11 protein-coding genes are annotated in these 10,716 nt (G+C 72.4%); 5 read left to right on the forward strand and 6 right to left on the reverse strand.

Going from position 1 to position 10,716, the window contains the following annotated elements:
* Window positions 1-151 precede the first annotated feature (151 nt).
* From gspG to VGR37_20000, 3 genes are read right to left on the reverse strand one after another with little or no spacing between them, the layout of a single operon-like run.
* Complete coding sequence (gspG, locus tag VGR37_19990) at window positions 152-589, reverse strand: type II secretion system major pseudopilin GspG (protein HEV2149692.1); 438 nt, start codon at window positions 587-589, stop codon at window positions 152-154.
* Window positions 590-612: 23 nt separating this feature from the next.
* Window positions 613-2,118, reverse strand: coding sequence for a GspE/PulE family protein (locus VGR37_19995; GenBank protein ID HEV2149693.1), 1,506 nt, complete (start codon window positions 2,116-2,118; stop codon window positions 613-615).
* On the reverse strand, window positions 2,111-4,141 hold the full coding sequence (locus VGR37_20000; protein HEV2149694.1) for a cytochrome D1 domain-containing protein: 2,031 nt from the start codon (window positions 4,139-4,141) through the stop codon (window positions 2,111-2,113). The genes VGR37_19995 and VGR37_20000 overlap by 8 nt, the downstream gene beginning before the upstream one ends.
* Before the next feature lie 647 nt (window positions 4,142-4,788).
* On the opposite strand from VGR37_20000, the gene VGR37_20005 reads away from it, so the two are divergent.
* Genes VGR37_20005 through VGR37_20025 form a run of 5 tightly spaced genes read left to right on the forward strand, consistent with a single transcriptional unit; the run spans window position 4,789 to window position 9,313 of the window.
* Window positions 4,789-5,829, forward strand: a complete 1,041-nt coding sequence (locus tag VGR37_20005) for an isochorismatase family cysteine hydrolase (GenBank protein HEV2149695.1) — start codon at window positions 4,789-4,791, stop codon at window positions 5,827-5,829.
* A gap of 58 nt (window positions 5,830-5,887) precedes the next feature.
* Complete coding sequence (locus VGR37_20010) at window positions 5,888-6,406, forward strand: DUF1440 domain-containing protein (protein ID HEV2149696.1); 519 nt, start codon at window positions 5,888-5,890, stop codon at window positions 6,404-6,406.
* Window positions 6,403-6,870 carry a hypothetical protein gene (locus VGR37_20015; GenBank protein HEV2149697.1) on the forward strand — a complete coding sequence of 156 codons (468 nt, stop codon included), beginning with the start codon at window positions 6,403-6,405 and terminating at the stop codon, window positions 6,868-6,870. The genes VGR37_20010 and VGR37_20015 overlap by 4 nt, the downstream gene beginning before the upstream one ends.
* A 35-nt stretch (window positions 6,871-6,905) precedes the next feature.
* Window positions 6,906-8,183 (forward strand): ergothioneine biosynthesis protein EgtB, encoded by a 1,278-nt coding sequence (gene egtB, locus VGR37_20020; protein HEV2149698.1) that lies wholly within the window; start codon window positions 6,906-6,908, stop codon window positions 8,181-8,183.
* A complete protein-coding gene (locus tag VGR37_20025) occupies window positions 8,180-9,313 on the forward strand; it encodes a DUF3179 domain-containing protein (protein ID HEV2149699.1) in 1,134 nt (377 codons plus the stop codon). Before egtB ends, VGR37_20025 begins: the two co-directional genes overlap by 4 nt.
* 35 nt (window positions 9,314-9,348) lie before the next feature.
* On the opposite strand, the gene VGR37_20030 is transcribed toward VGR37_20025, so the two are convergent.
* The 3 genes from VGR37_20030 to VGR37_20040 all read right to left on the reverse strand — a co-directional run.
* The gene (locus VGR37_20030; protein ID HEV2149700.1) at window positions 9,349-9,903 is read right to left on the reverse strand and encodes a peroxidase-related enzyme; all 555 of its coding nucleotides are present in this window, start codon (window positions 9,901-9,903) and stop codon (window positions 9,349-9,351) included.
* Window positions 9,904-9,923: 20 nt separating this feature from the next.
* On the reverse strand, window positions 9,924-10,184 hold the full coding sequence (locus VGR37_20035) for a hypothetical protein (GenBank protein HEV2149701.1): 261 nt from the start codon (window positions 10,182-10,184) through the stop codon (window positions 9,924-9,926).
* A 136-nt stretch (window positions 10,185-10,320) separates the two neighbouring features.
* The coding region (locus VGR37_20040; GenBank protein ID HEV2149702.1) for a penicillin acylase family protein at window positions 10,321-10,716 on the reverse strand (396 nt) is incomplete at its 5' end.

Here is a 10,716-nt window from a genome sequence, read left to right on the forward strand (position 1 = left end):
GGCGGCCTCCGGGCCGGGCCCCACCTCCAGCGGGAAGAGCCCCCGGGCGCCGAGCGCCCGCTCCAGCGCACCCGCGGAGACGGCCTCCTCCGTCCCCCGCACGGTGCGCCCGGCCGTCGTGGCCGCCCGGTAGGTGAAGACCGGCACGGCGCTACTCCCAGCTCCGGATGTCCGCGTCTTCCCCCTCGCCGCCCTCCTTGCCGTCGCGCCCCAGGCTCAACAGGTCGTAGGTGGCGGGGCTCGCCGTCCCGGGGCTCCGGTAGACGTAGGCGCGCCCCCAGGGGTCCGCCGGGATGGCGCGGCGCAGGTACGGGCCGCGCCAGTTGCGGGGGCGGGGCTCCGTGGCGGGCTCCGCCTGCAGCGCGGCCAGCCCCTGCTCCGTGGTGGGGTAGACGTCGTTGTCCATCCGGTACGCGTCCACCGCCGACGCCATGAGCTCGATCTGGGCGCGCGCGGTGGCGTCCTTGGCCGAGCCGACGTGCCGGAACACGTTGGGGGCCACCAGCGTCGCCAGGAGCCCGATGACGACGATCACCACCAGGATCTCGATCAGCGTGAAACCCGCCCGGCCGGTCCTCGTCGCTCGCATGTCGTACCTCCGCAGCTCGTTCCTCAGGTCACCCGCAGCACCTCGGCCGGAGTGGTCACCCCCGCGGCCACCTGGCGCCATCCGTCGGCGCGCAGCGGGCGCATCCCTCTTTCCAGGGCGAGCCGGCGGATGGTGTCGGCGCCGCGCATCCGCCGCACCTCCGCCCGGATCTCGTCGTCCACCCTGAGCAGCTCGTGGATCCCGGTGCGCCCGCGGTAGCCGGTCCCCCGGCAGGCGGGGCATCCTTCCGCCTGCGGGGTCCGGTCCGCCGCGTACCCCGCCGCCTCCATCTCCCGCGCGGCGGCGGGCTCCGGGGGGACCCACCGGACGCACTCCCGGCACACCACCCGCACCAGCCGCTGCGCGAGCACCGCCTGCACCGTGCTGGTGACCAGGTACTCGGCCACGTCCAGGTCGATCAGCCGGGTCAGCGCCGAGGGGGCGTCGTTGGTGTGGATCGTCGAAAGCACCAGGTGCCCGGTGAGCGCCGCCTGGATGCAGATCTCCGCGGTCTCCGCGTCGCGCATCTCCCCCACCAGCAGGACGTCCGGGTCCTGCCGGAGGATGGAGCGCAGCGCCCGCGCGAAGGTGAGCCCCGCCTTGGCGTTCACCGGCACCTGCGCCACGCCGGGGAACTCGTACTCCACCGGGTCCTCCACGGAGACGATCTTCTCCCGCCCGGTGCGGATCCGCTCCAGGAGGGCGTAGAGCGTGGTGGTCTTCCCGCTCCCCGTGGGGCCGGTGGCGAGGAGGACCCCCTGCGGCCGGGCGGCGAAGCCCAGCAGGTCGGCCAGCGTGTCCGGGGCCATCCCCAGCCCCTCCAGGCCGATCCGCTCCCCCTCCGACTCCAGCAGCCGGAGCACCACGCTCTCCCCGTGCAGCGTGGGGAGGGTGCTGACGCGCACGTCCAGCTCGCGCCCGTTCGACCGCAGGCGGACACGCCCGTCCTGCGGGAGCCGGCGCTCGGAGATGTCCATCTCCGCCATGATCTTGAGCCGGCTGACCACGGCGGCGCGCAGGTGCGGCGGCGGGGAGGGGGCGTCCTGCAGCACCCCGTCGATCCGGTAGCGCACCCGCATCCGCCGCTTCTCCGCCTCCAGGTGGACGTCGCTCGCCGCAGCCTCCACCGCCTCCGAAAGGAGCAGGTTCACGAGCTGGATCACCGGCGCCTGGTTGGCCTGCTCCTCCAGGTCGTGCGCCGCGTCCCCGTCCTGCGCCTCGGAGCCCGCGGCGCCCGCCAGCCCGGCGATGAGCCCGGCGGCGGTGGTGTCCTCCGTTCCGTAGGCCTCGCGGATGGCGTGCAGCAGCTCGTGCTCGGGCAGCTCCCGCAGCTCCAGCCGGCTCCCGAAGAGCGCCGCCAGCTCCGCCAGCGCCTGGGGGTCCGGGCTCCCGGCGTATCCCACCAGGACCCGGTCCACCTCCCGCGCCAGGGGAAGCACCCGGTTCTCGACCAGGTACTCCTCCGTGAGCGCGTCGCTCAGCCGGGGAACCGCCGCGGACTCGGGAGCCGAAAGGATGGCCTCACTCACCGCCGGCCCGCAGCACCAGCGAGGCACGGTCGCGCAGCCCCAGCTTCAGCGAAGGGATCTCGAAGCCGACGTAGTAGATCCCCTCCTGGGGGAGGGAGACGCGCACCTCGTACATGCCGTCCTCCACCGGATGGGCCTCCACCCGCTGCTGCCACCCTCCCATGGAGGCGAACTGCACGCGCACGTCCGTGAGGCCGGCGAACTCACGGTCGCGGATCCCGTCGCGGACCCGGAACCGGAGCACGTTCTCGCCCTTCCGCAGCTCCGGCCGCGCGGGGACCGTCTCGACGCGGACCCCCTCGCTCGCCGCCGCCAGCGACGGGTCGCGAGCGACGCTGAAGGGGAAGCACTCCAGGACGACGGGATCCGCGGAGCGGAAGATCAGGTCGTAGACCCCGCTGCGCTCCAGCCGCAGCGACACCGAGTAGAGGCCCTCCTCCGTCTCGCGGACCCGGCGCGAGATCGTGCGGATCGCCTTCGGCTCGAAGCCGTAGGTGGTCAGCCCCCCGTGGGGGATGGGCATCCCCTCCATGTAGTGGTAGGAGTAGATCATCCGATCTTTGGGGTTGGCCACGTACACGGCGTCGTGCATCCCCGGGGAGGGGACCATCACCTCGCCCAGCCCCAGCAGGACCGGGCCGGGGATGGAGCTGCCGGCCGGGAAGAAGTCGTGCGGGCCGGTGCCCCCCGTGGTGGGGTCGTGGAGCGGGATCAGGTGGACGTTGGGATCGCCCGCCGAGCGGATGTAGGCGAACGAGGAGGTGAAGGCCACCTGGTCCGGCTCCCGCCCGAGCTGGACGTTGCGGACGCGCCGCCCGGACACCACGTCCAGGACGTCCACCTCCGTCTCGCGCGGGTTGAGGACGAAGGCCAGCCGCCCGCCCGGCGCCGCCGCGGCCCCGTGCTCCCCGTGGCCGCCGTGGCCGTGGCCCGCCGCCGGATCGGGAGCGAAGCGGAGGGTGAAGATCCCCGGCTTGAGCTGGACCCGGTCCGTGATCTCCAGGGTCTTCGCGTCGATTCCCACCACGGTGCCGTCCACGGCGTGCGCCACGTAGGCGGCTCCCTGGGCGGCCGAGTAGTCGATGGAGATCGGCCGCGGTCCGGTGCGGAGCTCCTTGACCCGCTCCAGGCGGGCGACGTCGATCACCGAGACTGTCCCCGCTTCCCGGCTGGCGACGAAGACGAGCCGCCCGTCGTCCGAGAAGGCAAGGGAGTGCGGCCCCGGTCCGGTGGGGATGGAGGCCGCCACCCGGAGGGTCTGCGGGTCGAGCACCGTGACGCCCCCTCCGCCCTCGCCTCCCTCGTTGCTCACCCAGAGGTAGCGCTCCCCGGGCTGGAAGACGATCCGGGTCGGGGTGGCTCCCGCGGCTGCGGTCCCGGCCAGTTTCCAGGTGTGCGTGTTGACGACCGCCACCTTCCCCGCCTCGGGCATGGTCACGTAGAGCCGGGTGTCCTCGGCGTTGGCCGCCCAGTCGCCCCCGGGCTTCTCGAGCGGCACCGTGGTGTAGAGCTTGGTGCGCCCGAACCCGGTGATCGGGTCGATCACCGCGATCTGCGGCGTCTTCGCCATTGCCAGGACGTAGTGCCCGTTCAGGTCCTCCACGGGCTGCGCGATGTTCACCTGCCCGTGCTTCACGTGCAGGCTCCCCTCTGCGAACGCACCCAGCTTCTGCCGGCACGCCTCGACGCTCGTGCTCCCGGAATCGGAGCGGACGTCGACCCATGCCATCGGCCGCAGTCCGACGACGGGCCGTCCCGTGGCGGGGTCGGTCAGCCGCACCTGCAGCTCGATCTCCTGCTTCTCCAGGGCGCTCCCGTCCGGCCCGCGCTTCTGCCCGGGTGAAAGAGAAAACTCGGCCCGCACCTCGGAACTCTGGGGTGCGGGCCGGGCGGAGGGGACCGGATGGGCGTGTCCCTCGTGCTGGGCGGCGGCCCCGGTCGCCAGCGCCGGGACGTGGGCCGCGACGAGCACCAGGAGACCGGTGCGGCATCGGATGGGCAGCCTGCGATACGTGCGACTCATGAAATGCTCGCCTCCGGCTGTGATGGGGCTGACTCGGGGCGCGGGGGTACCCGGGCCCGACGAACTTCTTGAATATTCCTCAGATCGGCATGCGTAGTCCCGGCAGCAGAAAAAACCGACAGTTTGAGGTAGAAGGGCGGCCCGCCGTCGCTCGGCGGAGGTGGCCCCCGCGCCGCATCGGCCGCGGAGGGGGCGGTTGCAGCCCACTCCGCGCATTTAGACAGTAAATGAGTTGGTTGGTAACCGCCAGAGGGTGTGAGAGGTGCAACAGATGCGCGCACTTTATGCGTCTGTAAACCACCACTCTACATAGGAATTTGCGTTGTATTGGCCGGTCCGGTGCGCTACAGTCGGAATACTACAGTTCTCGCACGCGACGAGAGTCTGTTGCAGTTTTGGGCGGGCGATACCTCGCAGTAGTGAGAGATTAATCATGAAACTTCTTCGTCGGGCGGGGCGGCCGCACGGACGAGGAAACATGTGTACTGTCCAGAATGCTCTCTTTTGCCGCGCCGCGGCCGGGCCGGTCCCGATCCGGATGCAACAGGACCGGACGAGCGCTTTGGACTGTCGCGCAATCTGCGACAGGGAACGTGATTTGCGGACACAGTGCGGCCCCGGCGGTGAACCTGAACCGGAGGAGAGACATGGACACGAAACCGCCCAACGGGCGCGACGGCGAGGGTGGAGCCACCTACCTGGCGCATGGAAGCGACGAGGTCGGCTTCCCGCGGGGCCGCACCGCGCTGCTGGTGATCGATCCGGTGAACGACTTCCTCTCGGAGGGGGGCGCCGCCTGGCCGATGACCAAGACGACGGTCACGATGAACGGCGTGGTCGAGAACCTGAAGCGCGCCATCGCGGGAGCGCGCCAGCGGGGGATCCCGGTGCTCCTCGGTCCCATGGCGTACACCGAGGACGACTACGCGGACCGGGAGCTGCACCGGCGCAGCGGGATTAACCGCCTGATGTTCGAGCACAAGATGTTCCTGGCCGGGAGCTGGGGCGCCGACTTCCACCCCGAGCTGCGGCCGCAGGGCGACGACATCGTGCTGCTGCCGCACAAGGGGACCGACGTCTTCGAGACCGACCTCCCGGACCACCTGCGGCGGCTCGGCATCACGCACCTGGTGATCGGGGGGATGACTGCCAACCTGTGCTGCGAGAGCACGGGGCGGCACGCCACCGAGGCGGGGTACGACGTCACCTTCCTCTCCGACGCCGTGGGCTCGGAGAGCATCCCCTCGTACGAGGCGGCCATCCACATCAACTTCCCCCTGATCGCCAACGGGGTGATGAAGGTGGACGAGTTCCTGGCGGCGCTGGACGCCCCGGCGGCCGGGCGCGCCTCGGTGCAGGCCGGCGACACGGTGCGCGGCTCGGACCATGGCGAGATCGGCCAGGTGAAGGAGGTCGTCGCCGCCACCGGCGAGCACCGGGCGTACATGCTGGTGCCCCGCGGGCTTATCTTCGAGACGGACACCTTCATCCCGCTCGACGCCGTCGTCCGCCGCGCGGGCACGGACGTGTTCATCAACGTCCCCAAGCTGGTCGTGGGGTCCATGCCCTGGAGCGAGCCCCCCTCGCGGCGGGAGCACGGGGCCAAGCAGGGCCCGAACGCCGCGGCGGTGGACCGGCTCTACGGCTCCCGCTCGCCCACGGTGCACGAGACCGGGCCGCGGGCCTGACGCGGCGGCCCGGCGCGCTTCTCGCGGGGATGGCGACGAAATCGAACCGGAGGAGGCCATGAGGCGCAGCGGCAACGGACGGCGCGACGGAGACCTGCTGGCGGACGTGCTCAAGGGCGCGCTCGCCGGCGCCGCGGCAACCTGGGCGATGGGCCCGGTGACCGGCTACCTGTACGAGCACGAGTCGAAGCAGGCGCGCAGCGCGGAGGACGAGGCGCGGGGCGGCAAGACGGCCTACGGCGTGGCGGCGGAGAGGGCGGCGGAGGCCGTGGGCCGCGAGCTCTCGGACGACGAGCGGGCCACGTACGGCTCGGCCATCCACTGGGGGCTGGGCGTGGGCGCGGGTGCGGTCTACGGCGCCCTGCGGGGGCGGCTCCCCGGGACCGACCTGGGCAACGGGCTGCTCTTCGGCGCCGCGTTCTGGGCCCTGGTCGACGAGGGGGCCAACACCGCCCTGGGCCTGACTCCCGGCCCGACCGCCTTCCCCTGGCAGACGCACGCCCGCGGGCTGGCGGGCCACCTGGTCTTCGGGCTGGCGGCCGACACCACCCTGCGCGTGCTCGACCGGGTCGCGTGAGCCGGGATGCGGGCGGGCCCCGCTACGCCGCGGGAGTCGGCGCCTCGCTGGTCGCCGAGGTCGTCTTCATCGCGGTGGAGGCGATCGTCTCCCTGGTCCGCGGCATGGACCCCTGGATGGCGGCGCGCATGCCGGGCGCGCTCGCGCTCGGGCCGGGTGCCGTGCAGCCCCCCGGCTTCGTGCCGGGCGACGTGGCGGTTGGGCTCCTCACGCACCTGGGGCTCGGCATCGTCGTCGGGCTGGTCTACGCCGCGCTGCTCCCCCGGCTGGGGATCTCCCCGCTGGTGGGCGGGCTGATCGCGGGCGCGGTGCTGTACGGGCTCGGCTTCTGGCTCCTCCCGCTGCTCTTCCCGGCGTGGCTCGCGCCGTTCTGGGTCCCCCCGGTGGAGAAAGGGGTCCAGGCGGCCACCCACGCCGTGTACGGCGTGGTCTTCGGGTGGGCGTACCGGCGGCTGGCGCGGTGACGGGCGGGCGCAGTTCAACCTCAAGACAGGGATCCATGGCGACTCTAGAAAGCTCCGTTTCCACCGCGCACGCCCTGCGCGGCCGGTTCCGCGCGGTCCGCGGCCTCACGGAGGCGCTCTGCGAGCCCCTGGCCGTGGAGGACTACGTGGTGCAGTCGATGCCCGACGTCAGCCCGACCAAGTGGCACCTGGCCCACACGAGCTGGTTCTTCGAGCAGTTCCTGCTGACGCCGCACCTGGCCGGGTACGAGCCGCTCGACCCCGTCTACCTCTTCCTGTTCAACTCCTACTACGTCCACGCGGGCGAGCGGCACTGCCGGGCCCAGCGCGGCTACATCTCGCGTCCCACCGTGGCCGAGGTGTACGCCTACCGCAGCCACGTGGACCGGCACGTCGAGGAGCTCCTGGAGCGGGCCGGCGCGGAGCTGATCGCCACGGTCTCCCCGGTGGTCGAGCTCGGGCTGAACCACGAGCAGCAGCACCAGGAGCTGATGCTCACCGACCTGAAGCACGTGTTCTCCGTCAACCCGCTCCGCCCCGTCTACCGGCCCCGGATGGCCGGCAGCGCCGCCGCCGCGGTGCCGCTGGAGTGGGTCCGCTTCGACGGCGGGATCCACCGGATCGGCCACGAGGGCGAGGGCTTCGCCTACGACAACGAGGGGCCGCGCCACCGGGTCTTCCTGGAGCCGTTCGAGCTCGGCAACCGCCCCGTCACCAACGGCGAGTACCTGGCGTTCATGGAGGACGGGGGATACCGCCGGGCGGAGCTGTGGCTGTCGCTCGGCTGGGCGATCGCGCAGGAGCAGGGGTGGACGGAGCCGTTCTACTGGGAGAGGCGGGACGACCGGTGGTGGAGCTTCACGCTCGCCGGGATGCGGGAGGTGGACCCGGCCGAGCCGGTGTGCCACCTGAGCTACTTCGAGGCCGACGCCTACGCGCGCTGGGCCGGCGCGCGGCTGCCGACGGAGGCGGAGTGGGAGGTGGCGGCCTCCACCGTCCCCGTCGAGGGCAACTTCGTCGAGTCGGCCGCCTTCCACCCCTCCGCCGCGGCGCCCGCGGCGCCCGGCGCGCTGCTCCAGATGTACGGCGACGTCTGGGAGTGGACGCGGAGCCAGTACTCGGCGTACCCCGGATACCGGCCCCCGGAGGGTGCGCTGGGCGAGTACAACGGGAAGTTCATGTGCAACCAGTTCGTGCTGCGCGGCGGCTCCTGCGCCACCTCCCGGACGCACATCCGCCCGGCCTACCGAAACTTCTTCCCCCCGGACGCGACGTGGCAGTTCAGCGGCGTCCGGCTCGCGAGGGACATGTGAGGATCCTGAAGCTGGCCCTGCTCGCGGCGCTCACCTGGAGCACGGCCGTGTGCGACGCCCAGACCCGGACCGACACCGCCGTCACGCGCCTGGCGGGCGCGGAGCGGTGGAAGACGGACTTTTCGCGGCGGGCGGTCCCGCTGCACGAGATCGTCTCCGGCGGTCCGCCGCGGGACGGCATCCCCCCGATCGACCGGCCCCGCTTCGAGACGGTCCGCGCCGGGAACCGCTGGCTGACCGACCGAGATCCGGTGATGGTGGTCGAGCACGGCGGCCAGGTGAGGGCCTACCCGCTCGCCATCCTGATCTGGCACGAGATCGTCAACGACGTGGTCGGGGGCCTCCCCGTGGCGGTCACCTTCTGCCCGCTGTGCAACACCGCCCTCGTGTTCGACCGGCGCGCCGCGGGCAGGCTCCTGGACTTCGGGACCACGGGGCGGCTCCGCCACTCGGACCTGGTGATGTACGACCGGCAGACCGAGACCTGGTGGCAGCAGGCCACGGGACAGGCCATCGTGGGCACGCTGGTCGGCACCAGGCTCCGCGCCGTGCCCCAGACGACCATGGCCTGGAAGACCGCCCGCGAGACGCACCCCGGGCTGCGGGTGCTGTCGCGCGAAACGGGCCACGACCGGCCTTACGGCCGCAACCCGTACGTGGGGTACGACGACCGCGCCAGCTCGCCGATGGCCCGGTTCTTCAACCGCGACACCGATCCGCGGCTGGCGGCGATGGAACGGGTGGTCGCGGTCGACGCAGGGGCGGGGTGGGCGGTGTCGTTCGAGCACCTCGCGCGCGAGCGCGTGGTCAACGCCACCATGGAGGGTACGCCCTTCGTCGTCCTCTGGCAGCCCGGCGCGGCGAGCGCGCTGGACCGCGGCAAGGTGGCGGAGGGGCGCGACGTGGGGCAGACCGCCGTGTACGACCGCCGTCTCGGCGGACGCACGCTCACCTTCCGGGCGGTGAGCGGCGGATTCGAGGACCGTGAGACCCGGAGCCGGTGGGACCTGGCGGGACGGGCCGTCGGCGGCCCGCTGAAGGGGCGGCGGCTCCGCGCGGTGCCGCACGGAAACCACTTCTGGTTCGCCTGGGTGGTGTTCCGGCCCGAGACGCGGCTCTGGGAGCCGTGAGGCCGGCCCTGACCGCTACGGCCGCGGTGCCGCGGTCAGTAGCGGTACCCGGCGGCCTCCTCGGCCGTGAACTCCACGCCCAGCCCCTCCGCGACGCGGTTGACGAAGTTGAAGTACCCGGTGATCAGGTTCACCCCCAGGATCTCCTCGTCCGAGAGGCCCTCCGCGCGCATCGCCGCGACGTGGCTCTCGGCCACCGCTGCGGGCTCGCGGGTGAGGAGGACGGCGTAGTCGAGCATCGCCCGGAGCCGGGGCGGCACCTCCACCGCCTGATGGTCCTCCGCGAGCCGCCGCACCCGCGCCTCGTCCTTCCAGTAGGCCTGCAGCGCCGGGGCGTGGTGGCTCACGCAGTACTCGCATCCGTTCGCGGCCGAGACGGCCACGGCGATCGCCTCGCGCTCCGGCCGGCTCAGGCCGGAGCGCGAGAAGAGGAGCGCCATGTACAGGTCGAGGTGCGCGCGCATCGCCGCGGGGTCCAGGCTCTGCGCCAGCATGATGTTGGAGAGCTTGCCCCGCGCGCCGGCGACGCGCTCGTACACGTCGCTCAGCTCCCCCGTGGCGTCGGCCGGCTCGACCACCCTGATCCACATCGTTCCTCCCCGGTGAGTATCTACGCGTAGCTGTTCGTCACCACCACGCTCTGCACGACCTTCCCGTTCCGCACCAGCGCGTAGCCGGTCTGCCTGCCGAGCTTCTTCCAGGTGTTGGACGGGTTCGCGAACGCCCACACCTCGTCGCCCTCCTGCGCCTGCGCCCTGAGCTTCTGCCAGGCCATGCGGATCCGGAGCGCCGCCATCTCGGACAGGTTGCGGTGCTCGGCGGTGGGCTGGTTGCCGGCCTTCTGCGTCAGCCACTCGGCGGGGATCTTCATGGGGCAGCCTTCCCGGTGAAAGGGAGAACCAGGAGCACGCACGTTTCGGGACGAGCTGAATGTACCTCCGCGCCGGGGGAACGACAATCGCCCCGGCTCCCCTCCAGGGGAGCCGGGGAGTGCGCCGTGGAGCGGGTCAGCGCCGGATCGGGGTCCGCTCCGCCAGGTTGGCCTCGATCTCGGCGCGGGTCCGCCACACCGGGCGCATCTCCTTGCGGGCCAGGAGCGGGAGCTGGTCGCCCACGTGCGGCGAGCCGGGCTGGCTGGCGTTGCCGTAGGCGAGGATCGTGCGCGCCCGCGGGCCCTGCGGGGTGAACTCCACCGCGCCCACGTACGTGTCGCCGTGCACCGGGTACTGCGTGTCGCCGCCCCCGGTGGGCGCGAAGTGGATGACGTGGAAGACGCCCAGCGGGTCGCCGGCCGCGCCGTTGCCGGGGATCTCGCGCCCGAAGCGGTTCACCGCGCCCCACGGCACGTCCAGCGCGCCGTGCGCGGCCTCCACCCGCTCCGCGGCCCGGGCCAGGGCGGCGAC

Source organism: Longimicrobiaceae bacterium, assembly GCA_035936415.1.
Taxonomy (GTDB): domain Bacteria; phylum Gemmatimonadota; class Gemmatimonadetes; order Longimicrobiales; family Longimicrobiaceae; genus JAFAYN01.

Excerpts from the sequence above, each read along its gene's own strand:
- VGR37_20010 (HEV2149696.1), top strand. The coding sequence starts at position 5,888 with ATGAGGCGCAGCGGCAACGGACGGCGCGACGGAGACCTGCTGGCGGAC.
- VGR37_20000 (HEV2149694.1), bottom strand. The coding sequence starts at position 4,141 with ATGAGTCGCACGTATCGCAGGCTGCCCATCCGATGCCGCACCGGTCTC.
- VGR37_20035 (HEV2149701.1), bottom strand. The coding sequence starts at position 10,184 with ATGAAGATCCCCGCCGAGTGGCTGACGCAGAAGGCCGGCAACCAGCCC.
- VGR37_20030 (HEV2149700.1), bottom strand. The coding sequence starts at position 9,903 with ATGTGGATCAGGGTGGTCGAGCCGGCCGACGCCACGGGGGAGCTGAGC.
- egtB (HEV2149698.1), top strand. The coding sequence starts at position 6,906 with ATGGCGACTCTAGAAAGCTCCGTTTCCACCGCGCACGCCCTGCGCGGC.
- VGR37_20005 (HEV2149695.1), top strand. The coding sequence starts at position 4,789 with ATGGACACGAAACCGCCCAACGGGCGCGACGGCGAGGGTGGAGCCACC.
- gspG (HEV2149692.1), bottom strand. The coding sequence starts at position 589 with ATGCGAGCGACGAGGACCGGCCGGGCGGGTTTCACGCTGATCGAGATC.